Source organism: Azonexus caeni (assembly GCF_048146105.1).
Taxonomy (GTDB): Bacteria; Pseudomonadota; Gammaproteobacteria; order Burkholderiales; family Rhodocyclaceae; genus Azonexus; species Azonexus aromaticus_B.
Window position 1 is genome coordinate 263,994 of record NZ_JBKJAD010000001.1, and the last position, 25,902, is coordinate 289,895.

Sequence of the window (25,902 nt, forward strand, 5' to 3'; positions counted from 1 at the left end):
TTCAGGGGTAGAAGATGTACAGGCGATAGCCGGCGGCACCGATGCCTTTGGCATCGATCCACAGCCGGACGGCGGTTTCGCCGTTGGCCGGGAAGGCGTTGCGGGGGGCGCCGGCGGACAGGAAATCGCGGGCGGCGATGACGCGCCGGGCGACCACCTGGTCGGCCGAATCGGTCAGCGTCAGTTCGAGGTCGGGCCAGGCCTGGGCGAAGGCGGCGCGGTTCTTCAGCGTCGCGTTGAGGACGAACAGGCCGCGTGCCTGGTCGGATTGCAGGTCCGAGGTTTCGATGGCGACCAGATGCTCCTGGCGCGGCAGCGGTACCGGCACGCCAAGCGCCGAGAAGACGGCGCCAGCGGCGGGCAGGCGCAGCACCAGATCGCCGCGGAAGTGATAGGCGGCCTGCCAGCCGAGGGTCAGCAACAGCAGCAGCGCGGCCAGCCAGTACGGCCAGGTCAGCGGCCGCGCATCGTCGGCGAAGCTGGAGAGTCCGCCGTCGGCCAGCGGGCCGGCCGACCAGCGGTTGTAGGCCTGGCTGTCGGCCAGCTCGCGAACCGCCACCAGACCGGCCTGGCGGGCGGCCAGGGTGGTCTGTTCGGGAGTTTCCGGTGGCGCGGGCTCAGGTTCGGGGTCGGGTTCGTCTTCCAGCGCCTCGGCTTCCGGCCAGGGCGGATCCTGCGTTTCCTCGAGGACCGGCATCGCCACGCTGTCGGGGCCGGTGTCGGTGGGCGGAACCGGAATCTCGGCGGACACTTCGGGCAGCGCTTCCGGTTCCGGCTGCGCTGCCTCCGGTACTGCCGGAGCGCTCGGTTCCTGCCTGGTTTCTTCGGCGAGAACAGGGCTTGCGACGCTTGGTGTTTCGGGCGGCAACAACTGGTCGAAGGCGTTGAAGATGCCATGGCAGCTGCCGCACCGGACTTTGCCCGCTTTCAGCCGCAACTGCTCGGAGGTGACACGGAAGACCGTGCCACATTCCGGGCAGCGGGTACGGGTCAGGAGCGGACCCCGGCCAGGCATATCCAGTCCTCGCGGGTGTCGGCCACCTGCAGCGCAATCCAGGGGGCGTATACGTCGATGATCTCGGCGGCCTGCTCGCGCAGGATGCCGGACAGGGCGAGCCGCCCGCCGCGCCGGACATGGGCGCAGATGGCGGGGGCGAGGACACGCAGCGGATTGGACAGGATGTTGGCCACGACGACATCATACTCACCGGCGAGCGCCTGTCCAGAATCGGAGAAGCGCGCGGCCACGGCGTTGCGTTCGGCGTTGGCGATGGCGGCGGCGACCGCCTGCGGGTCGATGTCGACGCCGGCAACGTCGCTGGCACCGAGTTTGCCGGCGGCGATGGCGAGGATGCCCGAGCCGCAGCCATAGTCGAGCACGCTGTCGCCGGGGCGGACGGTGCGTTCCAGCCATTCCAGGCAGAGCCGCGTCGTCGGGTGCGAGCCGGTACCGAAGGCCATGCCCGGGTCGAGGATCAGGTTGATCGCCGTCGGATCGGGCGATTCGTGCCAGGAGGGGACGATCCACAGGCGATCGGAGACGCGGATCGGATCGAACTGCGACTGGGTCAGTTGCACCCAGTTCTGTTCCTCGATGGTTTCGGCCGTGTATTCGGTCGGCGCGCTCAGGCCGGCGGCGGCCGCCGCCGCGGCAAGCATGGCGTCAACGGCAGCGTCGGTCTCGAACAGGGCGACGATGCGCGAGCGATCCCAGCCCGGCGTGGTCACCGAACCGGGTTCGCCGAACTGCGGCTTTTCGTCCGCGGTGCCGGCGTCGGCGTCCTCGATCGACGCCGACAGCGCGCCGTTTTCGAGCAACGCGTCGCAGAAAGGCTCGGCGCTGACCGCATCGGTCAGGAAGCTGACGCTCAGCCAGGCCATTTACTGCTTGACCTCGTTCATCGCCGCCAGCTTCTGCTCCAGATAGTGGATGCTGGAGCCGCCTTCGATGAAGCGGGCGTCGAGCATCAGCTCCTGGTGCAGCGCGATGTTGGTCTTGATGCCCTGGATGCTCATCTCCGACAGCGCAACGCGCATGCGGCGGATCGCCTGTTCGCGGGTGTCGCCGTAGGCGATCACCTTGGCGACCATCGAATCGTAGTGCGACGGGACGCGGTAGCCCTGGTAGATGTGCGAATCGACGCGGATGCCGGGGCCGCCGGGCGGGTGATAGAACTCGATCTTGCCGGGAGATGGCACGAACGTGAAGGGATCTTCGGCGTTGATGCGGCATTCGATGGCGTGGCCGCGGAAATTCACGTCCTTCTGCCGGTAGCGCAGCTTCTCGCCGGCGGCGATCCGGATCTGTTCCTGGACGATGTCGATGCCGGTGATCATCTCGGTCACCGGGTGTTCGACCTGGACGCGGGTGTTCATTTCGATGAAATAGAACTCGCCGTTCTCGAACAGGAATTCGAAGGTACCGGCGCCGCGGTAGCCGATCTTGCGGCAGGCTTCGGCGCAGCGTTCGCCGATGCGCGAGATCAGGCGGGGCGGGATCAGCGGCGCTGGCGCTTCCTCGATCACCTTCTGGTGGCGGCGCTGCATCGAGCAGTCGCGTTCGCCGAGGTAGATGGCGCTGCGGTACTGGTCGGCAAGCACCTGGATTTCCACGTGGCGCGGGTTTTCCAGGTACTTCTCCATGTAAACGGCAGGATTGCCGAAGAAAGTGCCGGCTTCCTGGCGGGTCATGCCGACCGCGTTGACCAGTGCCGCTTCGGTATGGACGACACGCATGCCGCGACCGCCGCCGCCGCCGGCCGCCTTGATGATCACCGGGTAGCCGATGGCACGGGCGATGCGGACGATTTCCTTGGGGTCGTCGGGCAACGCGCCTTCGGAGCCGGGGACGCAGGGCACGCCAGCGGCCTTCATCGCGTCCTTGGCCGAGACCTTGTCACCCATCAGGCGGATCGTTTCGGCGCGCGGGCCGATGAAGACGAAACCGGAGGTTTCGACGCGCTCGGCGAAGTCGGCGTTCTCGGAGAGGAAACCGTAACCGGGGTGGATCGCCTGGGCGTCGGTGACTTCGGCGGCGGAAATGATCGCCGGCACGTTCAGGTAGCTTTGCGCCGAGGCAGCCGGACCGATGCAGACCGATTCGTCGGCGAGCTTGACGTACTTGGCCTCGCGGTCGGCTTCCGAATGGACGACGACGGTCTTGATGCCCATCTCGCGACAGGCGCGCTGGATACGCAGGGCGATTTCGCCCCGGTTAGCGATGAGGATTTTCTCGAACATCGGCATGATCAGCCAATCACGAACAGGGGCTCGCCGAATTCGACCGGTTCGCCGTTGTCGAGCAGGATGGCCTTGACCGTGCCGTCGACCTCGGCTTCGATCTCGTTGAGCAGCTTCATCGCTTCGATGATGCACAGCGTGTCGCCCTTCTTGACGACACTGCCGACCTGGACGAAGGCGGCGGCGCCGGGCGACGGCGAGCGGTAGAAAGTGCCGACCATCGGCGACTTCATGACGTGGCCTTCCGGCAGGTCGTCCTCGTCATCGAGATTGACCGAGCTGGTCGTCGGCGCGCCGGCCGCGGGCATCGGCATCGGGGCCGGCATGGCGTAGTGCTGGACGGGGGCGGCGACGGCGCCGAAATGCTTGGCGATGCGGACCTTTTCCTCGCCCTCGGTGACTTCGAGTTCCGAAATGCCGGACTCCTGAACGAGGTCGATGAGTTTTTTCAGCTTGCGCAGATCCATGATGACTCCCTAAATTTTTTGCGCACGATGGGCGCATGATCACGACAGTTGTCGCTAGATTACTGATCCAGATTGATTCTGTTGAGGAGGAATTCGAGGGCGAAGCGGTAGCCCTCGTGACCCAGTCCGCAGATGACGCCGATGGCCAGGTCGGAGAAATACGAATGGTGCCGGAAGCTTTCCCGGGCATGCACGTTGGACAGGTGCACCTCGACGAAGGGAATGGCAACGGCGGCCAGTGCGTCGCGCAAGGCGACGCTGGTGTGCGTGTAGGCGGCGGGGTTGATGATGATGGCGCGCACGCCCTGCTCGCGGGCGGCGTGGATGCGTTCGATCAGCGCACCTTCGTGGTTGCTCTGGAACGCTTCGAGTTCGACCCCGACACTTTCCGCCAGACGCGCCAGCGCCAGGTTGATGTCGGCCAGCGTCATGCGGCCGTAGTGTTCGGGTTCGCGCGTCCCAAGCAGGTTCAGATTCGGGCCATGAACGACCAGGATACGGGCCTTTTCCGCCGGCTTGGAAGCAGTTTTTCGCTTCGTCATGGCGGCAAGTTTGCCGCAAATCGCCGCAACTTGTCCAGTCTATTCCTTAAGTAAGAGATGTAGTTCGGCGGCCCGCATGCGCTCGCGCGGCCTGCCGTCGCGGTGTTTCAGGCTGACCCGCTCGAGGTGCGGCGGCAGGATGATCAGGTTGGCGTCCACGGTGTCGGTTTCCACCTGCAGCACGGCTTCGACCTTCTCGTGACGGGGCTGGGCGTGGTTGACATCGATGCCGCGGTTGAGCAGGAAAATCTCCACTTCCTTGGCGCTGTCGGCGAACAGCAGGATGTCGATCGATGAGTGCTCGCCGGCCGTGCCGTCGAGCACCGAGCCGGTCAGCCAGGGATTGAAGGCGGCCAGCAATTCCATCAGATCGAGTGCCGAATGGCGCATCGCCGCGAGCATTTCCGGGTGGATGTCGCCCTGGTAAAGCTCGCGGTAGGCGCGCAGTTCGGCCTCGACCTCGGCGTTGTCGGGAAAGCCTACATTGTCCGGCAGACCGAGCTGGCGGGCCGCCTTCTTCTTGGCGTGGTGGTAGTCGCTGATGCCGTCTTCGGCCATCAGCCGGGCGGCGGCGGCGGCGATGGTGGACCGGACGCTGGAACCGTTTCGCAGCCTTTCGTGGCGGGGCATGGTGTCTCGCTCGGGGTAGAATCGGGTCCATTCTAACCACAGTCAGCGCCATGCACATTCACATTCTCGGCATCTGCGGCACCTTCATGGGCGGTATCGCCCAGCTTGCCGTTGCCTCCGGGCACCGTGTCACCGGATGCGATGCCAACGTCTATCCGCCGATGAGCGACCAGTTGCGTCAGGCCGGCATCGAACTGATCGAAGGTTTTGCCAGCGAGCAATTGGCGCTGGCGCCCGATGTCTTCGTCGTCGGCAACGCGATTTCGCGCGGCAACCCGTTGCTCGAAGCCATTCTCGACCGCGGTCTGCCCTACGTTTCCGGGCCGCAATGGTTGGCCGAAAACGTCCTGCAGGGACGCTGGGTACTCGGCGTCGCCGGTACCCATGGCAAGACGACAACCAGCGCGATGCTGGCCTGGATCCTTGAGGACGCCGGTCTCGCGCCGGGTTTCCTGATCGGTGGCGTGCCACTCGACTTCGGCGTCTCGGCGCGGCTTGGCGAAACGCCCTTCTTCGTCATCGAGGCCGACGAATACGACACCGCCTTTTGCGACAAGCGTTCCAAGTTCATCCACTATCGGCCGCGGACGGCGATCCTCAACAACCTGGAATTCGATCATGCGGATATCTTCGCCGATCTGGCGGCGATCGAAACGCAGTTTCACCATCTGGTGCGGACCATGCCGGCTTCCGGGCTGATCGTCGCCAACGCCGGCGAAGCCAGTCTCGAACGCGTCCTGCAACGCGGATGCTGGACGCCGGTCGAGCGTTTCAACGCGCCCGGCGGCTATCGCGCGACCGGCGACGACGCCGACGGCAGCCTGATCCTGCATGACGCGAGCGGCGAGATCGGCCGCTGCCAGTGGCAGCTGACTGGCGAGCACAACCGCGCCAATGCCTGCGCCGCGCTGCTGGCGGCGCGCCATGTCGGCGTCCCCTTCGCCAAGGGGCTGGAGGCGCTGGCGCGCTTCGCCAACGTCAAGCGGCGCATGGAAGTACGCGGCGTGGTCAATGGCGTCACCGTCTACGACGATTTCGCGCATCACCCGACGGCGCTGGCGACGACACTCGCCGGTTTGCGGCGCAAGGTCGGCACGGCGCGCATCCTGGCCATCTTCGAGCCAAGGTCCAACACCATGAAGCTGGGCACGATGAAGGCGCTGCTGCCGGATAGCCTGCGCGATGCCGACCTCGCCTTCTGCTACGCTGGCAACCTCGGCTGGGATGCGGCGGCGGCGCTGGCGCCGCTGGGCGAACGTGCGGTCGTCGAGGAAGACCTGGCGGCACTGGTTTGCGCCATCACCGCGGTCGCGCGGCCGGGCGATCATCTGCTGGTGATGAGCAACGGCGGCTTCGGCGGCATTCATCAAAAACTGCTGGAGGGACTGGCCCGATGAAGCGCCGCGATTTCATCTCCCTGGCCGGCGCCTTGGTGCTGACCGCCTGTGGCGGCGAGGCACCGGGCTTCCGGAATACCGATCTGTCGTCCGGTCAGCTGTTTCCCCGGGCGACGCTTTACGACGGTCAGGGCCGCGCCCGCAGTTTCGAGGAATTCCGCGGCAAGGCAGTGATCGTCTTCTTCGGCTATACCAGTTGTCCGGACATCTGCCCGAGCGCGCTGCGCAAGTACGCCAGCCTGCTGCGCACGCTGCGCGACCGCGACGCGGCGCGGGTTCAGGTCATCTTCATTTCGGTCGATCCGGAGCGCGATACGCCGGAGCGCACCGATACCTTTGCCAAGTGGTTCCATCCTGATTTTCTCGGGCTTTCCGGAACGGAGGAGCAGGTTGCCGAAGTGGCCAGGCAGTTCAAGGTGGTTTACGGCAAGAAGGAGATCGGTGGCGGCATGGCTTACGTCATCGACCATACTGCCGCCGCCTACGTCCTCGACCCGACCGGTCAGTTGCGCCTGATGCTGGCGGAGACGGCGCCGCTGGAGCCGATCATCGCCGATCTGCAGAGCTTGCTGACGGCGCCATGAAAAAGGCCCCGCCAGTTGGCGGGGCCTCGCTGCGCAGCGATCCGGCTGGTGCCGGGATCAGCGTTCCATTGATTCGACGACGGCCAGCGCGGTCATGTTGACCAGGCGACGGACGGTTGCCGTCGAGGTCAGCACATGCACTGGGCGGGCCGCACCGAGCAGGATGGGGCCGATGGTGACGCCTTCGCCGCCGGTCATCTTCAACAGGTTATACGAGATGTTGGCGGCGTCGATGTTGGGCATCACCAGCAGGTTGGCTTCGCCCTTGAGCGGCGAATCCGGATTCGCCTCGCGGCGGATTTCCTCGCTCAGCGCCGAGTCGCCGTGCATTTCGCCGTCGACTTCGAGTTCGCCGGACGACATCGCCGAGATCAGGCCGGCAGCAACACCCATCTTGCGCGCCGATTCGGAACTGCCGGAACCGAAGTTGGAATGCGAGAGCAGCGCGACCTTCGGCTGGCTGCCGAAGCGCTTGACCTGCTCCGCCGCCATCAGCGTCATTTCGGCGATTTCTTCGGCGTTCGGGTTCTCGTTGACATGGGTGTCGCAGATGAACAGCGAGCGGCCCGGCAGCATCAGGTAGTTCATCGCCGCCAGCGTGTTCACGCCGCTGCGCTTGCCGATGATCTGGTTGATCACGCCGAGATGGTGGCTGTACTGGCCGGTCATGCCACAGATCATGCCGTCGGCGTAGCCGAGCTTGAGCAGCATGGCGCCGATCACCGTCGGCTTGCGGCGCAACGATTCCTTGGCAATCGCCGGGGTGACGCCACGGCGGGCCATCAGCTTGTGGTAGGCGGTCCAGCACTCGCGGTAGCGCTCGTCGGACTGCGGATTGACGATGTCGAAATCGACGCCCGGCTTGATCCGCAACTTCGCCTTGTCGAGGCGGTGTTCGATGATGTCGGGACGGCCGATGAGGATCGGGCGGGCGAATTTTTCCTCGATCACGACTTGAACGGCGCGCAACACGCGCTCTTCTTCGCCTTCCGCGAAGATGATGCGCTTGCCCTTGGCTTGCCGTGCAGCCTGGAAGATGGCGCGCATGCCGACGCCGGTGTGATAGACGAATTCGGACAGTTTGGCGCGGTAGGCGTCCCAGTCGGTGATCGGCCGCGTCGCGACGCCGGAGTCCATCGCCGCCTGGGCGACAGCCGGCGCGATCTTGACGATCAGGCGCGGGTCGAAGGGCTTCGGGATCAGGTATTCGGGGCCGAAGGAGAGCACGGCGCCCGGATAGGCCATCGCCACTTCGTCGGTGACTTCGGCTTCCGCCAGTTCGGCGATGGCGCGTACCGAAGCCATTTTCATCTCTTCGGTGATGCGGGTGGCGCCGACGTCGAGCGCGCCGCGGAAGATGAAGGGGAAGCAGAGGACGTTATTGACCTGGTTCACGTAGTCGGAACGGCCGGTGGCGATGATCGCCTCGGGGCGGACTTCCTTGACCAGTTCCGGCATGATTTCCGGGGTCGGGTTGGCCAGTGCGAAAACCATCGGCTTTTCAGCCATGCTCTTGACCATGTCCTGGCTGACCACGCCAGCCGCCGACAGACCGAGGAAGATGTCGGCGCCGACCATCGCCTCGGCGAGCGTGCGCTTGTCGGTGTTCTGGGCGTAGCGGGCCTTGGTTTCGTCCATGCCACCCGGGCGACCGACGTAGATGACGCCCTTGGAGTCGCAGATGGTGATGTTCTCGCGCTTGACGCCGAGATCGCACCACAGGTTTACACAGGAGATGGCGGCGGCACCCGCGCCGGACACCACCACCTTGATTTCGTCGATCTTCTTGCCGACGACCTTGAGGCCGTTGAGCATGGCGGCACCGGAAATGATCGCGGTACCGTGCTGGTCGTCGTGGAAGACCGGGATGTTCATCCTTTCCTTCAGCTTCTGCTCGATGTAGAAGCATTCCGGCGCCTTGATGTCTTCCAGGTTGATGCCGCCGAGCGTCGGCTCGAGCGCGGCGATCATGTCGATCAGCTTGTCCGGGTCGTTCTCGGCCAGTTCGATGTCGAAGACGTCGATGCCGGCGAACTTCTTGAACAGGCAGCCCTTGCCTTCCATCACCGGCTTGGACGCCAGAGGCCCGATGTTGCCGAGGCCGAGGACGGCGGTGCCGTTGGTGACGACGCCGACCAGGTTGGCGCGCGAGGTGTACAACGCGGCGGTCGCTTCGTCCTCGACGATCGCGTCGCAGGCGGCGGCGACGCCCGGCGAGTAGGCCAGCGCCAGGTCGCGCTGGTTGGTCAGGCCCTTGGTCGGACGGACGGAAATCTTGCCCGGGGTGGGCCAGCGGTGATATTCGAGTGCGGCTTCGCGCAAATCCTTTTCCACGGATAATCCTCGGCAAACAAGTTGGGGAAAACCCTGTAGGTTACTCCAAAGCTTCGCGACAGGGTGTGTAATTATGAATTATGGGGGAGCCCGCCGCTTTTGACTACAGGCGCGGAAACCGCACCCGGATCACGACGATTCCCAGTCGTGCACATGCAGATGGGCATGTGTTGCAGCGCCGTGGCGATGCCGGTGGCGGTGTGCCAGGCCGGCTGCCTGCAGCAGCGGCAGGTCGCCCAGTGCGCGCTCGAGCGGGCCGTCGTAGAGCAGACGGCCGTTGCCGTCGAGGATCAGGGCGCGTTCGCCGAGTTCGGCGGCGAGGCCGAGGTTGTGCGTGCTGATCAGCAGGGTCCGTCCGGAATCGAGCAGGGTGTCGATCAGCCAGCCGACCGTCGCCGGGTCGAGCGAAGCGCTCGGTTCGTCGAGGGCGAGGAATTGCGGATCGAGGGCGAGCAGGCAGGCCAGCGCGACCTTCTGCTTCTGGCCGCCGGAAAGGGTGAACGGCGCCGCATCGAGCAGCGTCTGCAGGCCGAGTTCGGCCGCCCAACGGTCGACGCGGGCGGCGCTGTCGGCAAGGCCGAGCTGCTGCGGGCCGTAGGCGATTTCCTCGCGTACCGTTGGGTTGAACAGCATGGCTTCCGGGTGCTGGAAGAGCAGCACGTTGGCCTGCCGGAAGGAGCGTGCGAAATCGCGCTGGCGCAGCAGCGACGGGCTGAGTAACTGGCCCTGCCAGGCGATGCTGCCAGCGCTCGGGGGCAGCAGGCCGTTGGCGAGGCGCAGCAGCGTCGATTTGCCGGCGCCGTTGGCGCCGAGCAACACCACCTTCTCGCCGGCAGCGATGCGGAAGCTCAAGTCGGCGAAAACCGGCCGGCCATCCGGCCAGGCGTAGGCGACACCGGAAAATTCAAGCAGCGCGTCAGGCATCGAAAGCCCCCCGGGAACGCATGGCCTGCGCCGCCTGTTCGGCATCGTGCAGGGATTTGTCGAGCAAGCTGCCGGCCTGCGCACCGGCATGCCGGAGCATGGCGGCGGCGCTTGGCGGCGCCGGGTTGCGGCTGCGGAAAGCAAGCCGGAAATCGTCGAGCAGCCGGCGATAGACGGCGATCTGGCCGAGCGCCAGGGTGGCGATCATCGACAGCACGGGCCAGCCGGCCAGCGCGTCGAGCAGGCGCACGCGGTCGACCAGCCAGAAGCCGAGAAAGACCAGCAGCAGCACGCGCAGGTTGATCAGCAGCAAGGCGTCGCCGAGCGGCCGGCCCTGCCACCAGGCGAGGCCGGCGTAGGCCAGGCTGACGCTGGCGTTGACCAGCAGCAGCGCCAGTGCCGCCCGCTGCAGCAGACGCCAGCGCGCCGCGCCGGCGGCGGTCAGGGCAACGGCCAGGCCGGCGGCGAGCGCGACCGGTTGGTGGATAAAGCTGATCGCCACCACGGCAGCGACATAGGCGAGCAGCCAGGCGCGTGCCCGGTTCATGCGGCGACCCAGCCCTTGCGCCTAGCGTAGCGCCAGACGAGGACGGTCAGCGCCGCCTCGCCGATGCCGATCAGCAGGTGCGGCAACAGCACGGCCGGTACGGTGACGGCGAAGCCGAGCGGGAAGAACAGCGGGCTGCCGTCTTCGCGCTGGGCGATCAGCGGCTGCACGCCGAGCACCAGCGCGATCAGCAGCGCCGACACCTGCAGCGAGACGAAGGCAGCCAGCGCCACCGCGACGCTGTCGCCGCAGCGGGCGAGCAGGCGGCGCAGGCCGACGGCGACGGCGGCGCCGACCAGACCGAGGGCCAGCGCATTGACGCCGAGCGCGGTGATGCCGCCGGCGCCGAAGAGCAGCGCCTGCAGCAGCAGGACGCCGCTGTAGGCGAGGAAAGCCAGGCGGACGCCAAAGATCAAAGCCAGCGCGGCAACGCCGATGGCGTGCCCGGAAGTTCCGCCGGGCAGCGGCAGCATGATCAGGCCCAGCGCGTAGGCCAGCGCGGTCAGCATCGCCAGCCGCGGCACCAGCGTTTCGTCCAGCCGCTGCGCCAGGCCGCGGCCGGCCCAGGCCCAGGCCACCGTGGCCACGCCCCAGGCCGGCAGGTAGGTTTGCGGCGACAGGAATCCGTCGGGAATATGCATCGATCAGCCTTAGAACATCAGCGAAGCGGAGAAGATCAGGCGGTATTTCTCCTTGCCTTCGGCGCCCTGCTGCGTGCTCGATTCGTTGAGGTCGGTCCACACCGGCTTCTTGATGCCGAGCGCGAAGCTGGCATTGTGCCAGTAGGCGCGGACGCCGGGCAGCAGATAGACCATGCGGCCGCCGGTACCCTCTTCGCCGACGCCGTTGCTGCGGTCGCGGCCGATGCTCAGGTATTGCACTTCGAGCACCGGGTCGAGGCGGAAGGATTTTTCCGGTACGGTCAGCGCCCGCCAGGCGAGCGCCGCGTTGAGGCGGTTTTCGGCACCGAACTGCACGCGCTCGCCGCTATCGTAGGTATAGGGCTGGAAGCGGAAGGTCGATGCTTCCAGGCTCAGGGTCAGCGTCTGGCTCAACATCTTGCTGGCGGTGACGCCGAGCGTCCATGCCGGCTTGCCGAAACCGAGCGATTTGCCGGGGTCGATCGAACCGTCGCTCAGCCGGTGGTTGGGCGCGCCGGTGGGCAGCGTGGCGCCGGCAAAGACGCTGAAGTGCCAGTCCTCGAGGTCGTCGAGGCTCTCGCTGGCCGGGGTCAGGCGCCAGCCGTCCTGGTCGTATTTGAAACCGATTTGCCCCATCAGCGACATGTCGGCCCAGCCGCGCGAATCGAGACCGCCGGATTCCTCGACCTTGGTGTTGTGCGGCACGAAGGCGTAGGCGGAGAACCAGGGGGTGACGCCGTAACCGAGGCCGAGCATGGTGAAACGGGCGTAGTCGGCGTTCGGGCTCGCCCAGCCGTATTGCTTGAAGCTCGCCTGGTCGATCTTCAGGTAGGCGAGCATGCCGCCTTCGGGCAGGACCGAGGAAGCCGCTGATTCGATCGGTGCTCCCGGTCCCTGCAGGCCGACGGCGCCGACACCGGCGACGCCGTGGTGGGCGAACGCTGGTTGAGCGGCGCTCGTCGCAAGTAAACCCAAGCCATAGAACCAGAATTTTTTCACCGTTTTTTCCTCCCCAGATAGAGTTGCAGCAGCCCGAACAGGCCAAAAATCGTTCCCAGGCCGCCCAGCCAGAGCGCGGCGCGCGGCGTTTCGGCGGCGGGCGCCGTGGCTGTCGCCGGGTCGCCAGCGAGCGCCGTGAGTTTGCGGTCGACGCCGTGGCCGTCATCCGACCAGGCCTTCAGGCGCCATTCGCCGGCGGCGTCGGCAAGCAGCGCGATGCGACCCCGGCCGTCGGTGCGGCCGACCTGGCCCGGCGTCTCGCTGCCGGCGGGGTAGAGTTCGTAGGCCTCGAAGGCGAAGGGCTGGCCGTCTGCGTAATGCAGCGTGATCACCGTCGCGCTCGACCCGCTAACGTCGAGCCGGATTTCGTGAGCGCTTGCCGCCGTTGCGGCGAATAACGCGAGTAAGGGCAGCCATCTCATGGCGCGATCTCGAACTGTAGCGTCGCGCTGCGCAGCGAACGGTCGGCCTTGCCGTCGGTGAGCGGCGTCTCCAGCGTCGTCGTGATCAACTGGGTGCCGCCGTGGCGCAGGCGGATGGCGATCTTGCCGTCGCCGTCGCTGACGCCGCGGGTATCGTCGCCGTAGGCGACCGGCACGCCGGCCACCGGTTTGCCGTCGTCGCTGACCAGCACGGTGAGCTTGTCGCCCGGCTGCAGTGGCAGCGGATCGCGCAGCGGCGTGATCTCCAGGCCGCGGCCGAGCGGCTTGCCGGCGGCGGGAATCCACTGGCCGATGCGCTTCACCGATTCGGCCGAATGCCAGCTACGAAGCACGCCCGAAATCCCGGTTTTCGGGATGTTCTTCGTTTCCCAGGCCGTCTTGGTCCAGTAGCCGGAAACGTAATCCGCCTGCAGCACCGCGCAGGGACCGGCGAAACGCACCGGGGCGCTGGACGATGGCGTGGCCGGGCGCGCTTTGCCCGTGCCATCGAGGCACAGCGCGCCGCTGACCTTGCGGCCATCGTAGTCGATGGTATCGGCACCGGCGTGGCCGGAATGGCGGTGCCCCTGCAGCAGCAGGTAGTCGTTGCCTTCGGGGGCGAACCACAGGTCGTGGGCAAAGCTGGCCGAAGAGGTCAGGCAGAGCAGCAGGGAGAGCGTGCGGCGCATGATGGGTGGTGTGTATGAAAGAAGTAAATATCTTCATACAAGTTCCGTGCCCAGGCAATAAGTCATTGAACGTATTGCCCACCGTGGCGATTTCGGGGCGATTTGCGGGCGGAAGTGGAAGCTTGCTTTCCTTTCTTGTGGAAGATACCTATCCGCCGTCGTTTGTCGGGGCGCCCTCTCCGGGGAGTGAGGCGAAGCGGATCTCGCACTCTGGTTTGTATCTTGCTAGATCATGAGGGCGGCACGCGATCGGGCGCTGCCGCGATCGACCCCCTGGAATATGCAATGAACAGCGTCTTGAATTACCTGGCGGCCGCACGGCGCAGCGAAGAAAGCGAACTGGAAAACCTGGCGCGCACCTGCGATCTGGTGCTGGCGGCGAGCGAACTGGTGCATCACCTGCAGCAGGAGCGCGGCAGCTCGAATCTCTTCCTCGCTTCGGACGGCCGCCGCTTCGCCGAGTTGCGGGCGCAGCGCGTGGCCGCCAGCGACCAGGCGATGCTGCTGCTCGACGCCTGGCTGGAGCGGCGCGAAAGCCAGGACGGCATGAGCGGCGGCGCCCGCTTCTATACCCGGGTGGCGATCGCCCTGCAGGCGCTGGCCGGCCTGCCGGAGATCCGCCGCGGCGTCGCCGCGCTGACGCTGACGCCGGCGCAGGCGAGCGAGCAGTACAGCCAGTTGGTCGCCGCCCTGCTCGCCCTGGTGTTCGAAGCCGCCGACGTCGCCATTGATCCGGCCATCTCGCGCCTGCTGATCGCCCTCTTCCACCTGATGCAGGGCAAGGAGTCGGCCGGCCGCGAGCGCGCCACCGGTGCCGCCGCCTTCGCCGCCGGCCGGATCGGCGAAGCCGAGGTGCAGGCCATCGAATACCTGATCGAGATGCAGGAAAACTCCTTCCGGCATTTCGTCGCCTTCTGCGACGAACTGGGCGCCGAGTGGCGCGCGCTGCAATCGCTGCTGCCGCTGTCCTCGCTCGAACGGCTGCGCCGCAAGCTGCTGTCCGGGCTTGGGCGGCCGCTCGACAGCGCGCTGGCGGACGAGTGGTATACCTGCTGCTCGGCGCGGATGGACGAACTGCATCGGGTCGAGAACCATCTCGCCGGCCTGCTGCAGGGGCTCTGCCGGCAGCGCATCGAGCAGTTGCAGCGCGACAGCGCCGACCAGCAGCAACGTTTGTCGGAACTTCGCGGATCGCTCCCGCTGCCGCCGCAGGCAGCGTTCGCCGCCGGTATCGGCGGGCCCGTCGCCGCTGCCGGCGACGGCATCGGGCCGCACCTGACGCAGGCCGTGGTCGACATGCTGCAGTCGCAGTCGCAGCGCCTGCAGACGCTGACCGACGAACTGGCGACGGTGCGTGCCAATCTCGAGGAGCGCAAGCTGATCGAGCGAGCCAAGGGCATCCTGATGGCGACGCAGGGCCTCGACGAGGCGGCCGCCTACCGCTTGCTGCGCCAGAACGCGATGAACCAGAATCGGCGCCTGGCCGACGTCGCCGAAGCGCTGCTCGGCGTCGCCGGTTTGCTGCCGGGTCAGGCCGGGCTGGAGCGTTAGGTCGAGGTTTTCGGCACCAATTTGGCGGACGACGCACAGGCCTGGTGCAGAAAATTCCCGGCGGCGACCCGCCGCAAAGCCGGAAAGCCTTGTCCTTTGGTGAAACACCGGTTCTGGCATGCAAGCTGCTAATCACTCCCTGCCCGCGTGCAATGCTGCATCGGGCAACAGCCTCCGCCAATGACGGTGGGATCCGGTAGCCGCAACCCCAATTGCGCCTGCCGTCATTTCAGACCGACATAACCGCGTAACGCGGGGGCTTCCATGCAGGCGACGGGCTTCAGTGCCGTCGCCGGGGTATCACGGAGTCTCCGCCGAAGCGAGAGAGTGATACCGACATGAAGATCATAGTCATCGGCCACGGCATGGTTGGCCACAAGTTTCTCGAGGAACTGCATCAGCTTGGCCTTGCCGGCGCGGAAGTCACCGTGCTGGGCGAGGAAAGCCGCGCCGCCTACGACCGCGTCCACCTGTCCGAATTCTTCGCCGGCAAGAGCGCCGAAGACCTGTCGCTGGTCGCTCCCGGCTTCTTCGCGGCCAGCGGTTTCACGCTGCGTCTGGGCAGCCGGGCCGTCGCCATCGACCGCCGGGCGCGCACGGTGAGCACGGCGGACGGCCAGACCCTCGCCTACGACAAGCTGGTGCTGGCCACCGGCTCCTATCCCTTCGTTCCGCTGCTCAAGGGCAATGACCGTCCCCACAGCTTCGTCTACCGGACGCTCGACGACCTCGAGGCGATGCGTGCCTCGGGCGCCGTCTCGCGCAGCGGCATCGTCGTCGGCGGCGGCCTGCTCGGCCTCGAATGCGCCAAGGCGCTGCGCGACCTCGGCCTGCAGACGCATGTCGTCGAATACGCGCCGCGCCTGATGGCGGCCCAGGTCGACGACGACGGCGGGCGCGTCCTCCGGGGCAAGATCGAGGCGCTCGGCGTCAAGGTCCATACCGAGCGCAATACGGTCGACATCCGCGACGGCGCGACGGCGCGCCATCGCATGGTGTTCAGCGACGGCACCCACCTTGAGGCCGACATGATCGTCTTCTCGGCCGGCATCCGGCCGCGCGACGAGCTGGCGCGCGAAAACGCTCTGGCGGTCGGCGCGCGCGGCGGCATCGCCATCGACGACCAGTGCCGGACGAGCGATCACGACATCTACGCGATCGGCGAATGTGCCGCCTGGAAGGACCAGTTGTTCGGCCTGGTCGCGCCGGGTTACGACATGGCGCGCATTGCCGCCCGCCATCTGGCCGGCGATGCGAGCGCCGCCTTTGCCGGCGCCGATATGAGCACCAAGCTCAAGCTGATGGGCGTCGACGTCGCCAGCATCGGCGACGCGCACGGCCGCACGGCCGGCTGCCGCAGCTTCCGCTATGTCGACGAATGCAAGCAGATCTACAAGAAGATCGTCGTCAGCGCGGACGGCAAGCAGCTGCTCGGCGCCGTGCTGGTCGGCAACGCCGACGAATACGGCACGCTGCTGCAGATGGCGCTGAACGGCATCGCCCTGCCGGCCGACCCGGAATTCCTCATCCTGCCGGCCGGCGACGGCAAGGCCAAGCCCGGCCTCGGCCCGGACGCCCTGCCCGACAGCGCGCAGATCTGTTCCTGCAACAACGTCAGCAAGGGGCAGATTGCCGCCGCCGTCGCCGACGGAGCGACGACGATCGGCCAGATCAAGGCCTGCACCAAGGCCGGCGTCACCTGCGGCGGTTGTGTGCCGCTGGTGACGCAGATCATGAAGGCGGAAATGGCGCGCCGCGGCATGACGGTCAACAACCACCTGTGTGAGCACTTCCCCTATTCCCGCCAGGAGTTGTTCCACCTGATCCGCGTCGGCAACATCCGCAGCTTTGCCGACTTGCTGGAAAAGCACGGCAAGGGCCTCGGCTGCGACATCTGCAAGCCGACCGCGGCGTCGATCTTCGCCTCATGCTGGAACGACTTCGTGCTGCAGGGCGAGCTGGCCAGTCTGCAGGACAGTAACGACTACTTCCTCGGCAACATCCAGAAGAACGGCACCTACTCCGTGGTGCCGCGCATGCCAGGCGGCGAGGTGACGCCGGACGGGCTGATCGCGGTCGGCCAGGTGGCCAAGAAGTACGGCCTGTACACCAAGGTCACCGGCGGCCAGCGTGTCGACCTGTTCGGCGCCCGCGTCGAGCAGTTGCCGCTGATCTGGGAAGAGTTGATCGCTGCCGGTTTCGAATCCGGTCACGCCTACGGCAAGTCGCTGCGTACCGTGAAGTCCTGCGTCGGCAGCACCTGGTGCCGCTACGGCGTCGATGACTCGGTCGGCCTCGCCGTCGAACTGGAACACCGCTACAAGGGCCTGCGCGCGCCGCACAAGATCAAGTTCGGCGTCTCCGGCTGCACCCGCGAGTGCGCCGAAGCGCAGGGCAAGGATATCGGCGTGATCGCCACCGAACGCGGCTGGAACCTCTACGTTTGCGGCAACGGTGGCATGAAGCCGCGCCACGCCGAACTGCTCGCCGCCGACCTCGACAAGGCGACGCTGATCCGCCTGATCGACCGCTTCCTGATGTTCTACGTGCGTACCGCCGACCGCCTGCAGCGCACCAGCACCTGGCGCGAAAGCCTGGAAGGCGGGCTCGACTACCTGAAGTCGGTGCTGCTCGACGACACGCTCGGCCTCTGTGACGAACTGGAAGGGCAGATGCAGTACGTGGTCGATACCTACCAGTGCGAGTGGAAGACGGCGGTCAGCGACCCCGACGTCCGCAAGCGTTTCCGTACCTTCATCAACGACGAACAGGCCGACGCCGGCATCGTTTTCGTCAGCGAACGCGGCCAGAAGCGGCCGGCCCGCGCCGACGAATGCGACAGCGTGTCGCTGGCCTGAACCTGCCCGGAGAACTCCGCCATGAAAACCCCCGAACCCCTTTGGCTGCCGGTCTGCGGGATCGCCGACATCCTGCCCGGCACCGGTGTCTGCGCCCTGCTCGGCGCCAAGCACATTGCTGTCTTCCGCGTCGGCGACAATCAACTGTTTGCCCTCGACAACATCGACCCGCGTTCCGGGGCGAGCGTTCTGTCGCGGGGCCTGACCGGCAATCTCGGCGACCACCTGGTCGTTGCCTCGCCGCTCTACAAGAACCATTTCGACCTGCGCACCGGCGAATGTCTGGAATCCCCGGAACATTCGGTCCGCACCTACCCGGTGCAGGTGCACGACGGTCTCGTCTCCGTTTCCCTTTCCTGATCCTTCACAAGAGGTAATTACCATGGCCTACCTTGCTCCTGCCGAATTCGTCACGAAGATGATCGACGCTGGCGAATCCAAACTCCTGATGTCCACCCGCGACACCCTGATCCGTTCCTACATGGCCGGCGCCATCCTCGCGCTGGCCGCCGCCTTCGCCGTGTCGGTCACGGTCAACACCGGCAACCCGTTGATCGGCGCGCTGCTCTTCCCGGTCGGCTTCTGCATGCTCTATCTGCTCGGCTTCGACTTGCTGACCGGGGTGTTCACGCTGGCTCCGCTCGCCGTGCTCGACAAGCGCCCGGGCGCTACCTGGAACGGCGTCATGCGCAACTGGTCGCTGGTCTTCTGCGGCAACTTTGCCGGCGCGATGACCGTTGCCGTGTTCATGGCGATCATCTTCACCAGCGGCTTTTCCGAAGCGCCCAACGCCATCGGCCAGAAGATCGGCCATATCGGCGAAGGCCGTACCGTCGGTTACGCCGCGCACGGTGCCGCCGGCATGCTGACGCTGTTCGTGCGCGCCGTGATGTGCAACTGGATGGTGTCGACCGGCGTCGTCGCGGCGATGATGTCCACCTCGGTGTCGGGCAAGGTGATCGCCATGTGGATGCCGATCCTGGTCTTCTTCTACATGGGCTTCGAGCACAGCATCGTGAACATGTACCTGTTCCCGTCCGGCCTGATGCTCGGCGGCAACTTCACGATCATGGACTACCTGATCTGGAACGAAATCCCGACCGTGCTCGGCAACCTGGTCGGCGGCCTGACCTTTGTCGGCGCCACGCTCTACTCGACGCACTACAAGACGGCGCCGAAGCGTGCCATCGCCTGAGAGCGGACCGCGTGTCTCGCTCGGCCAGCACTCGCTGGCCGGCGAGCATCCGGTCAATCAGGATTTCCACGGCGCGCTGTTGCCCGGCGGCCACCTGCTGGCCGCCAAGGGCATCGCCCTCGCCATCGCCGACGGCATCAGTTCAAGCCGGGTCGGCCATATCGCCAGCCAGACGGCGATACGCAGTTTCCTCGACGACTATTACGCCACCGCCGAAGCGTGGACCGTCCGTCGCTCGGCGCAGCGCGTGCTCGATGCCGTCAATGCCTGGCTGTACAGCCAGACCATGCACGGCGACGGCCGTTTCGACCGCGATAGCGGCTACGTCTGCACCTTCAGCGCGCTGATCCTGAAAGCTCGCCAACTGCACCTGCTGCACGTCGGCGATGCGCGCGTCTACCGCCTGCACGCGCAGGCGCTGGAACAGTTGAGCGAAGACCATCGCGTCCGGCACGACGCCGGGAGCTACCTCGCCCGGGCGCTCGGCGTCGGCAGCCATGTCGAGATCGACTACCGCTGCTGGGATGCCGAGCCGGGCGAGATCTACCTGCTGGCGACCGACGGGGCGCACGAATTTCTCGACGCCGCCACCGTGCACGCCGCGCTGGATCAGCATGGCGACGCGCTCGATGCCGTCGCTGCCACCCTGGTCGAAGCGGCACGGGCGGCCGGCAGTCGCGACGACGCCACCATTCAACTGCTGCGCATCGACGCCCTGCCGTCCCCCGCGGCCGACCAGCTACGGGCGCAGCGCCAGGCTTTGCCGCTGCCGCCGCCGCTGCGGCCGGGAATGCATTTCGAGGGCTTCAGCATCGTCCGCGAACTGCAGGTCAGCGCGCGCAGCCATGTCTATCTGGCCGAGGCTGAAGCCAGCCGGACGCCGGTCGTGCTCAAGCTGCCGTCCACCGATCTGCGGGAGAACGCCGCCTATCTCGACGGCTTCGTGCTTGAAGAATGGGTGGCGCGGCGCGTCGACAGCCCGCACGTGATCAGGGCCTGGCCGGGCACGCGGCCGCGCCAGTCGCTCTATGTGGCGATGGAGTTCATCGCCGGCCAGACCCTGGCGCAGTGGATGATCGACCATCCGCAGCCGTCGCTCGACGCGGTGCGCGGCATCGTCGTCCAGTTGGCGCAGGGCATCCAGGCGCTGCACCGGCGCGACATGCTGCACCGCGATCTGCGTCCGGAAAACGTGATGATCGACGCCAGCGGCACGGTTCGCCTGATCGATCTGGCCAGCGTCCAGGTCGGTGGTCTGGCCGAAGCCGGGCAGGCCGATGAGGCCGCGCCGCCGGGCACCGTGCAGTATCTGGCGCCGGAATGCCTGACCGGCGGGCCGGCGACGCCGGCCGCCGACCTCTACGCGCTGGCCGCCATCGCCTACCGCATGCTGAGCGGCGAACTGCCTTACGGGCTGGCCGCGGCGCGCGTCCGCACGGCGCCCGAGGCACGCCGTCTGCGGCGCTTGCCGCTGGCCAGCTTTCGCCCCGATCTGCCGGCCTGGGTCGACGCCGTGCTGGGCAAGGCGCTGCAGGTCGACCCGCGACGCCGCCAGGAGGCGCTCAGCGAGTTTGTCCGCGACTTGCAGCAACCCGGGCCGCAATTTCTCAGCACGCGCCGCCTGCCGCTGATCGAACGCGATCCGCTGCGCTTCTGGAAACTGCTCAGCGCCGGGCTGGCCCTGCTCGCCATCGTGCTTGCCTTCGGCTGGCACTCGGCGACTTGATGCAGCACGGCGCACCGATTCGGTGAGGTTCGGGCGCTGGCTGCACCCGCCGAGTGCCGTCGCGGCGCGCCGGGTGGGTGAGGCGGCGGGACCGCCAAAGGCCGGCCGCAACGGCCGGCATGCCACGCCGGCTGGTGATTTCCACCGTTTCTGGCGGGCCGGGATGGGCGCCATTGCCGGCGATGGCATATGAGTTGCTAATGAACTGACGTCCGCTACCGATGATGGCGGACACCGAATTACCCGCGACGTATTGCCGACGACGGCACTGCGGCGCGACATGGACAACGGCGTCCATTTCCCGGTCAGACCATCTGGCTGGGGAATGGACGCCTTTTTTTGTTTCGATTTTTCCGGGAGAACGCCATGGCGACTGTCTATCTCGTGGGTGCCGGGCCGGGTGCGGCCGATTTGCTGACGCTGCGCGCGGCGCGCATTCTGGCGCAGGAAGCCGAGGTCGTGCTGGCCGACGATCTGGTGTCGGCCGAGGTGCTGGCGCTGGTCCGGCCGCAGGCGCGCATCCTGCACGTCGGCAAGCGTGGCGGCCGCGCCTCGACGCCGCAGGAATTCATCGAGCGCCTGATGCTGCGCTACGCCCGCCAGGGCCGTTGCGTGGTCCGCCTCAAGGGCGGCGATCCCTTCCTGTTCGGCCGCGGCGGCGAGGAAATGCTGCGTCTGCGCGGCGCCGGCCATCACGTCGAGGTGGTCAGCGGACTCACCGCCGGCATCGCGGTACCGGCAACGCTCGGCATTCCGGTCACGCATCGCGGGCTGGCCGCCGGCGTCACTTTCGTCACGGCACGCGCCGGCACCCAGGGCAGTCCGGCACCGGACTGGGCGGCGCTGGCGAAAACCGGGACGACGCTCGTCGTCTACATGGGGCTCGCCCTGCTGCCGGAAATCTCGGCGGCGCTGATCGGCGGCGGTCTGGCGCCGAGCACGCCGGTGGCGGTGATCGCCCGCGGTTGCCAGCCGACCCAGCGCGAAGTGCTGGCCCGCCTCGATGACGTCGCGGCGGCGGTGGAAGCCGCGGCCCTGCCGGCGCCGGCGCTGATCGTCGTCGGTCCGGTGGTCGATCTGGCGGCCTGCCGCGACATGGCGCTGCGCCTGGCGGCCTGAGGAGCGGCAGATGGCCAAGGAAAGACTGGTTCTCATCGGCAACGGCATGGCCGGCGTCCGGACCCTCGAGGAGCTGCTCAAGCTGGCGCCCGAGCGCTACGAGATCACGGTGTTCGGCGCCGAGCCGCACGGCAACTACAACCGGGTGCTACTCTCGCCGGTGCTGGCCGGCGAGATGGAAGTCGCCGACATCGTGCTCAACCCGCCGGCCTGGTACGCCGAACACGGCATCGTCCTGCACGCCGGCTGTGAGGTGACGCGGATCGACCGTCAGGCGCGCACGGTGCACACCGATTGCGGCAAGGTCGCGGTCTATGACCGGCTGCTGATCGCCACCGGTTCGTCGCCGTTCCGGCCGCCGGTGCCGGGCAACGACCTGCCCGGCGTGATCGGCTATCGCGATATTGCCGATACGGAAGCGATGATCGCCGCGACGCAGCGCAACCGCCACGCGGTGGTGATCGGCGGCGGCGTGCTCGGTCTGGAAGCGGCCAACGGCCTGGCGCGGCGCGGCATGCAGGTGAGCGTCGTGCATCTCGGCCAGTGGATCATGGAGCGCCAGCTCGACCGTCAGGCGGCCGAAATGCTGCAGGCGACACTGGAGGCCAAGGGCATGCGCTTCCTGCTCGGCCGCCAGACGGCGGCGATCCGCCCCGGCGCCGACGGCCGGGTGGCGGCGGTGGCCTTCGCCGGTGGCGAGGAAATTCCGGCCGACCTCGTCGTCCTGGCGGCCGGCGTGCGTCCCAACATCGCCCTCGCCGAGGCCGCCGGGCTCGAATGCCAGCGCGCCATCGTCGTCGATGACACGTTGACCACCAGCGACCCGTCGGTCAGCGCGGTCGGCGAATGCGTCAGCCATCGCGGCACGGTGTACGGGCTGGTGGCGGCGCTCTTCGAACAGGCGCAGGTTTGCGCCGCGCATCTGGCGGGGGCGTCGGGCGCCGCCTACCGCGGCTCGGTGACCTCGACCAAGCTGAAAGTGACCGGCATCGACGTCTTTTCGGCCGGCGATTTCAGCGCGGGTCCGGACGACGAAACCATCGTCCTGGTCGACCGTCCGGCCAACCAGTACAAGAAACTGATCGTACGCGACGGCCGCCTGCGCGGCGCCGTGCTCTACGGCGATGCCGCCGAGGGCGGCTGGTATTTCGGTCTGGTCCGCTCGGCCGCCGAGATCGGCCCGCTGCGCGATCACCTGCTGTTCGGTCAGGCCCATGCCGAGTCGCAACTGGCGGCCGGCGGCCAGGGCTGAGCGGCAACGGATCGATGGAGAATCGCATGACCCAAGAAGCGCAACAGGAAACCCGCTCCACCTGCCCCTACTGCGGCACCGGCTGCGGCGTCGTCATCAGCCACAGCGCCGGCCGCATCACCGGCGTGCGTGGCGACCCGGATCACCCGGCCAACTTCGGCAAGTTGTGCACCAAGGGCGCCAACCTGCACCGGACCGTCCAGCTCGACGGCCGCCTCGTCCAGCCGCTGTGGCGCGCGCAGCGCGCCGCGCCGCTGCAGGCGCTGGGTTGGGACGAGGCGCTCGACAAGGCGGCCCGCCGTTTCGCCGAGACGATCCGCGCGCACGGCCCGGATTCGGTGGCCTTCTACATTTCCGGCCAGTTGCTGACCGAGGACTACTACGTCTTCAACAAGCTGGCGCGCACGCTGGTTGGCACCAACAACATCGATTCCAACTCCCGCCTCTGCATGTCGTCGGCCGTCGCCGGCTACAAGGCGACGCTCGGCATGGACAGCGTGCCCTGCTGCTACGAGGACATCGATCTGGCCGACCTGCTCTTCATCAGCGGCGCCAACACGGCATTCGCCCACCCCATCCTGTTCCGCCGTATCGAGGCGGCGCGCGAGGCGCGGCCCGAGCTGAAGATCGTCGTCGTCGACCCGCGCCGTACCGACACCGCAGCGATGGCCGACCTGCACCTGCAGATCGCGCCGGGCACCGACCTCTACCTGTTTGCCGCCATGCTGCAGGTGCTGGCCGCCGAAGGGCTGGTCGACGCGGCCTACATTGCCGACCACACCGAAGGCTACGCCGTCCTGCTCGAGCAGTTGGGCAGCGTGACGCCCGAGGTCGCCGCCGGCGTCTGCCAGGTACCGGCCGCCGACATCGTGCAGGCGGCGCGCTGGTTCGGCCAGGCGGCGGCGCCGCTGTCGTTCTGGTGCCAGGGGCTGAACCAGTCGGGGCACGGCACGGCCAACTCGGCGGCGCTGATCCACCTGCATCTGGCCACCGGCAAGATCGGCCGGCCTGGCATGGGCCCGTTCTCGCTGACCGGCCAGCCGAACGCCATGGGCGGCCGCGAAGTCGGCGCCATGGCCAACCTGCTGTCGGCGCACCGCGACCTGAAGAATCCGGCCGACCGGGCCGAAATGGCCGATTTCTGGGGCATCCCGGCGCTGCCGACGCAGCCCGGCCTGATGGCGGTGCAGTTGTTCGAGGCGGTACGGCGCGGCGCGATCAAGGCGCTGTGGATCGCCTGCACCAACCCGGCGCATTCGCTGCCCGACCAGCAACGCGTGCGCGAAGCGCTCGCCGCCTGTCCCTTCGTCGTCGTCCAGGATGCCTTCGCCGATACCGATACCTGCGCGCACGCCGACCTCTTGCTGCCGGCCGCCACCTGGGGCGAAAAGGACGGCACGGTGACCAATTCCGAGCGCCGCATCACCCGCGTCCGGGCCGCCGTGGCGGCGCCTGGCGAAGCCCGCGCCGACTGGCGCATCGCGCGCGATTTTGCGCTGGCCCTGGGCCGCCAGCTCGACCGTCCCGGTGCCGCGCGCCTGTTCGACTTCCCATCGCCCGCCGCCGTTTTCGCCGAACACGCGCGCAGCACGCGCGGCCGCGATCTCGACATTGCCGGGCTGGATTACGCCAGGCTCGAGCAGGGGGCGGTGCAGTGGCCTTACGCGGCCGGCCAGGCCAACGGCAAGGCGCGCCTTTACAGCGACGGCGTGTTCCCGACGGCGAGCGGGCGGGCGCGTTTCGCGCCGATCGAACTGCGCCTGAACGGCGAAGCGCCGGATGCCGCCTACCCGCTGCGCCTCAACACCGGCCGCCTGCGCGACCAGTGGCACGGCATGAGCCGTACCGGCCGCAGCGGCCGCCTCTACGCCCACGAGGCGGAAGCGCGCCTGCAGATGCATCCGGACGACATGGCACAGCGCGGTCTGGCCGACGGCGATCTGGTCCGTCTCAGCTCGCGCCGCGGCGACACCGTACTGCCGGTGGCGGCCAGCAACGAGCTGGCGCCGGGCAGCGTCTATCTCGCCATGCACTGGGGCTCGGCCAATCTGTCGCATCCCGGCGCCAACCTGCACACCCTGCAGGAGCTCGACCCGGTCAGCGGCCAGCCGGCGCTCAAGCATGCCGCGGTGCAAATCACGCCGGTCAGCCTGCCCTGGCAACTAGCCATCGTCCGCGCCTGTCCCGGACTGGACGAGGCGGCGGCCGGCGAACGCCTGCTCGCCTGGCGGCGCCAGCTGGCCCCGCTGCTCGCCGATCAGCCCTACGCCAGCCTGACTCTGGGCGGGCGCGAATCGCCGGTGCTGATCCTGCGTCTGGCGCGCGCTCAGGCGCTGGCGCAGGCCGACATCGAGCGGCTGGCCGAGCTGCTCGAACTGCCGGCCGAGCGTTGCCGTGTTCTCTGCGATCCGGCCCGGCGCATCGAAAAGCGCGCCCGCTTCGAGGATGTCGGGACGGTGCGCCGCCTGGCCGGCATCCTGTTCGCCGGCGAAACCGCTGCCCTGCCCTGGTTGCTCGAACACATGACCGGCGGCGACGCGATCGGCGGGCTCGATCCCTGGGTCTTCCTGCCCTCGGCGACGCCGCCGGCCGGTGGCGAAGGGCGCGGCCGCATCGTCTGCAACTGCCTCAATGTCTCGGAAAACGAAATTCACGCCGGCATTGCCGCCGGCCAGCGCAGCCTGGAACAACTCAAGGCAACGCTCAAGTGCGGCACTTCCTGCGGTTCCTGCGTGCCGGAAGTGCGGCGCATGCTGGCGGCCAGCGAGGTGGCGGCATGAGCGCC

Annotated in this window: 23 protein-coding genes; 10 read left to right on the forward strand and 13 right to left on the reverse strand. The window is 67.4% G+C overall.

Going from position 1 to position 25,902, the window contains the following annotated elements; all coding sequences use genetic code 11:
- Position 1 precedes the first annotated feature (1 nt).
- From ACLIIZ_RS01140 to ACLIIZ_RS01165, 6 genes are read right to left on the reverse strand one after another with little or no spacing between them, the layout of a single operon-like run.
- Positions 2-1,015 carry a DUF3426 domain-containing protein gene (locus tag ACLIIZ_RS01140; RefSeq protein ID WP_416690362.1) on the reverse strand — a complete coding sequence of 338 codons (1,014 nt, stop codon included), beginning with the start codon at positions 1,013-1,015 and terminating at the stop codon, positions 2-4.
- Positions 991-1,881: a 50S ribosomal protein L11 methyltransferase gene (gene prmA / locus ACLIIZ_RS01145; RefSeq protein WP_416690363.1), complete on the reverse strand. Its 891-nt coding sequence runs from the start codon at positions 1,879-1,881 to the stop codon at positions 991-993. Before prmA ends, ACLIIZ_RS01140 begins: the two co-directional genes overlap by 25 nt.
- Positions 1,882-3,240 carry an acetyl-CoA carboxylase biotin carboxylase subunit gene (gene accC / locus ACLIIZ_RS01150; protein WP_416690364.1) on the reverse strand — a complete coding sequence of 453 codons (1,359 nt, stop codon included), beginning with the start codon at positions 3,238-3,240 and terminating at the stop codon, positions 1,882-1,884.
- Between the two features lie 8 nt (positions 3,241-3,248).
- The gene (gene accB / locus ACLIIZ_RS01155; protein ID WP_416690365.1) at positions 3,249-3,707 is read right to left on the reverse strand and encodes an acetyl-CoA carboxylase biotin carboxyl carrier protein; all 459 of its coding nucleotides are present in this window, start codon (positions 3,705-3,707) and stop codon (positions 3,249-3,251) included.
- A 59-nt stretch (positions 3,708-3,766) separates the two neighbouring features.
- Positions 3,767-4,249: a type II 3-dehydroquinate dehydratase gene (aroQ, locus tag ACLIIZ_RS01160; RefSeq protein ID WP_416690366.1), complete on the reverse strand. Its 483-nt coding sequence runs from the start codon at positions 4,247-4,249 to the stop codon at positions 3,767-3,769.
- Between the two features lie 39 nt (positions 4,250-4,288).
- The gene (locus ACLIIZ_RS01165; RefSeq protein ID WP_416690367.1) at positions 4,289-4,879 is read right to left on the reverse strand and encodes a nucleotidyltransferase family protein; all 591 of its coding nucleotides are present in this window, start codon (positions 4,877-4,879) and stop codon (positions 4,289-4,291) included.
- A 50-nt stretch (positions 4,880-4,929) separates the two neighbouring features.
- Between ACLIIZ_RS01165 and mpl the strand changes: the two genes are divergently transcribed.
- Positions 4,930-6,276, forward strand: coding sequence for a UDP-N-acetylmuramate:L-alanyl-gamma-D-glutamyl-meso-diaminopimelate ligase (mpl, locus tag ACLIIZ_RS01170; RefSeq protein ID WP_416690368.1), 1,347 nt, complete (start codon positions 4,930-4,932; stop codon positions 6,274-6,276).
- Complete coding sequence (locus tag ACLIIZ_RS01175) at positions 6,273-6,860, forward strand: SCO family protein (RefSeq protein WP_416690369.1); 588 nt, start codon at positions 6,273-6,275, stop codon at positions 6,858-6,860. The genes mpl and ACLIIZ_RS01175 overlap by 4 nt, the downstream gene beginning before the upstream one ends.
- 57 nt (positions 6,861-6,917) lie before the next feature.
- On the opposite strand, the gene ACLIIZ_RS01180 is transcribed toward ACLIIZ_RS01175, so the two are convergent.
- The 7 genes from ACLIIZ_RS01180 to ACLIIZ_RS01210 form a co-directional block, all read right to left on the reverse strand.
- On the reverse strand, positions 6,918-9,194 hold the full coding sequence (locus ACLIIZ_RS01180; protein ID WP_416690370.1) for an NADP-dependent malic enzyme: 2,277 nt from the start codon (positions 9,192-9,194) through the stop codon (positions 6,918-6,920).
- 129 nt (positions 9,195-9,323) lie between these two features.
- Entirely contained in the window at positions 9,324-10,118 is a 795-nt protein-coding gene (locus ACLIIZ_RS01185) for an energy-coupling factor ABC transporter ATP-binding protein (RefSeq protein WP_416690371.1), read from the reverse strand.
- Entirely contained in the window at positions 10,111-10,665 is a 555-nt protein-coding gene (locus ACLIIZ_RS01190; protein ID WP_416690372.1) for an energy-coupling factor transporter transmembrane component T family protein, read from the reverse strand. The genes ACLIIZ_RS01185 and ACLIIZ_RS01190 overlap by 8 nt, the downstream gene beginning before the upstream one ends.
- Entirely contained in the window at positions 10,662-11,306 is a 645-nt protein-coding gene (locus ACLIIZ_RS01195) for an energy-coupling factor ABC transporter permease (protein WP_416690373.1), read from the reverse strand. Before ACLIIZ_RS01195 ends, ACLIIZ_RS01190 begins: the two co-directional genes overlap by 4 nt.
- Before the next feature lie 9 nt (positions 11,307-11,315).
- The gene (locus ACLIIZ_RS01200; RefSeq protein WP_416690374.1) at positions 11,316-12,305 is read right to left on the reverse strand and encodes a hypothetical protein; all 990 of its coding nucleotides are present in this window, start codon (positions 12,303-12,305) and stop codon (positions 11,316-11,318) included.
- Positions 12,302-12,727, reverse strand: coding sequence for a hypothetical protein (locus tag ACLIIZ_RS01205; RefSeq protein WP_416690375.1), 426 nt, complete (start codon positions 12,725-12,727; stop codon positions 12,302-12,304). The genes ACLIIZ_RS01200 and ACLIIZ_RS01205 overlap by 4 nt, the downstream gene beginning before the upstream one ends.
- A complete protein-coding gene (locus tag ACLIIZ_RS01210; RefSeq protein ID WP_416690376.1) occupies positions 12,724-13,416 on the reverse strand; it encodes a DUF4198 domain-containing protein in 693 nt (230 codons plus the stop codon). Before ACLIIZ_RS01210 ends, ACLIIZ_RS01205 begins: the two co-directional genes overlap by 4 nt.
- 285 nt (positions 13,417-13,701) lie before the next feature.
- Here ACLIIZ_RS01210 and ACLIIZ_RS01215 point away from each other — a divergent pair, with 285 nt between their 5' ends.
- The 8 genes from ACLIIZ_RS01215 (at position 13,702) to ACLIIZ_RS01250 (ending at position 25,897) form a co-directional block, all read left to right on the forward strand.
- Positions 13,702-14,967 (forward strand): nitrate- and nitrite sensing domain-containing protein, encoded by a 1,266-nt coding sequence (locus ACLIIZ_RS01215; protein ID WP_416690377.1) that lies wholly within the window; start codon positions 13,702-13,704, stop codon positions 14,965-14,967.
- Between the two features lie 338 nt (positions 14,968-15,305).
- Positions 15,306-17,825, forward strand: a complete 2,520-nt coding sequence (gene nirB, locus ACLIIZ_RS01220; RefSeq protein WP_416690378.1) for a nitrite reductase large subunit NirB — start codon at positions 15,306-15,308, stop codon at positions 17,823-17,825.
- Between the two features lie 21 nt (positions 17,826-17,846).
- A complete protein-coding gene (gene nirD / locus ACLIIZ_RS01225; RefSeq protein ID WP_416690379.1) occupies positions 17,847-18,185 on the forward strand; it encodes a nitrite reductase small subunit NirD in 339 nt (112 codons plus the stop codon).
- Positions 18,186-18,207: 22 nt separating this feature from the next.
- Positions 18,208-19,020 (forward strand): formate/nitrite transporter family protein, encoded by an 813-nt coding sequence (locus ACLIIZ_RS01230; protein ID WP_416690380.1) that lies wholly within the window; start codon positions 18,208-18,210, stop codon positions 19,018-19,020.
- Positions 19,007-20,746 carry a protein kinase domain-containing protein gene (locus ACLIIZ_RS01235; protein ID WP_416690381.1) on the forward strand — a complete coding sequence of 580 codons (1,740 nt, stop codon included), beginning with the start codon at positions 19,007-19,009 and terminating at the stop codon, positions 20,744-20,746. Before ACLIIZ_RS01230 ends, ACLIIZ_RS01235 begins: the two co-directional genes overlap by 14 nt.
- Before the next feature lie 366 nt (positions 20,747-21,112).
- Complete coding sequence (cobA, locus tag ACLIIZ_RS01240) at positions 21,113-21,865, forward strand: uroporphyrinogen-III C-methyltransferase (RefSeq protein ID WP_416690382.1); 753 nt, start codon at positions 21,113-21,115, stop codon at positions 21,863-21,865.
- A gap of 10 nt (positions 21,866-21,875) precedes the next feature.
- On the forward strand, positions 21,876-23,117 hold the full coding sequence (locus ACLIIZ_RS01245; protein WP_416690383.1) for an NAD(P)/FAD-dependent oxidoreductase: 1,242 nt from the start codon (positions 21,876-21,878) through the stop codon (positions 23,115-23,117).
- 26 nt (positions 23,118-23,143) lie between these two features.
- A complete protein-coding gene (locus ACLIIZ_RS01250; protein WP_416690384.1) occupies positions 23,144-25,897 on the forward strand; it encodes a nitrate reductase in 2,754 nt (917 codons plus the stop codon).
- The last annotated feature ends 5 nt before the right edge of the window (positions 25,898-25,902 follow it).

Coding starts and splice junctions, on each gene's coding strand:
- ACLIIZ_RS01140 (WP_416690362.1), bottom strand. CDS start 1,015: ATGCCTGGCCGGGGTCCGCTCCTGACCCGTACCCGCTGCCCGGAATGT.
- prmA (WP_416690363.1), bottom strand. CDS start 1,881: ATGGCCTGGCTGAGCGTCAGCTTCCTGACCGATGCGGTCAGCGCCGAG.
- accC (WP_416690364.1), bottom strand. CDS start 3,240: ATGTTCGAGAAAATCCTCATCGCTAACCGGGGCGAAATCGCCCTGCGT.
- accB (WP_416690365.1), bottom strand. CDS start 3,707: ATGGATCTGCGCAAGCTGAAAAAACTCATCGACCTCGTTCAGGAGTCC.
- aroQ (WP_416690366.1), bottom strand. CDS start 4,249: ATGACGAAGCGAAAAACTGCTTCCAAGCCGGCGGAAAAGGCCCGTATC.
- ACLIIZ_RS01165 (WP_416690367.1), bottom strand. CDS start 4,879: ATGCCCCGCCACGAAAGGCTGCGAAACGGTTCCAGCGTCCGGTCCACC.
- mpl (WP_416690368.1), top strand. CDS start 4,930: ATGCACATTCACATTCTCGGCATCTGCGGCACCTTCATGGGCGGTATC.
- ACLIIZ_RS01175 (WP_416690369.1), top strand. CDS start 6,273: ATGAAGCGCCGCGATTTCATCTCCCTGGCCGGCGCCTTGGTGCTGACC.
- ACLIIZ_RS01185 (WP_416690371.1), bottom strand. CDS start 10,118: ATGCCTGACGCGCTGCTTGAATTTTCCGGTGTCGCCTACGCCTGGCCG.
- ACLIIZ_RS01190 (WP_416690372.1), bottom strand. CDS start 10,665: ATGAACCGGGCACGCGCCTGGCTGCTCGCCTATGTCGCTGCCGTGGTG.
- ACLIIZ_RS01195 (WP_416690373.1), bottom strand. CDS start 11,306: ATGCATATTCCCGACGGATTCCTGTCGCCGCAAACCTACCTGCCGGCC.
- ACLIIZ_RS01205 (WP_416690375.1), bottom strand. CDS start 12,727: ATGAGATGGCTGCCCTTACTCGCGTTATTCGCCGCAACGGCGGCAAGC.
- ACLIIZ_RS01210 (WP_416690376.1), bottom strand. CDS start 13,416: ATGCGCCGCACGCTCTCCCTGCTGCTCTGCCTGACCTCTTCGGCCAGC.
- ACLIIZ_RS01215 (WP_416690377.1), top strand. CDS start 13,702: ATGAACAGCGTCTTGAATTACCTGGCGGCCGCACGGCGCAGCGAAGAA.
- nirB (WP_416690378.1), top strand. CDS start 15,306: ATGAAGATCATAGTCATCGGCCACGGCATGGTTGGCCACAAGTTTCTC.
- nirD (WP_416690379.1), top strand. CDS start 17,847: ATGAAAACCCCCGAACCCCTTTGGCTGCCGGTCTGCGGGATCGCCGAC.
- ACLIIZ_RS01230 (WP_416690380.1), top strand. CDS start 18,208: ATGGCCTACCTTGCTCCTGCCGAATTCGTCACGAAGATGATCGACGCT.
- cobA (WP_416690382.1), top strand. CDS start 21,113: ATGGCGACTGTCTATCTCGTGGGTGCCGGGCCGGGTGCGGCCGATTTG.
- ACLIIZ_RS01245 (WP_416690383.1), top strand. CDS start 21,876: ATGGCCAAGGAAAGACTGGTTCTCATCGGCAACGGCATGGCCGGCGTC.
- ACLIIZ_RS01250 (WP_416690384.1), top strand. CDS start 23,144: ATGACCCAAGAAGCGCAACAGGAAACCCGCTCCACCTGCCCCTACTGC.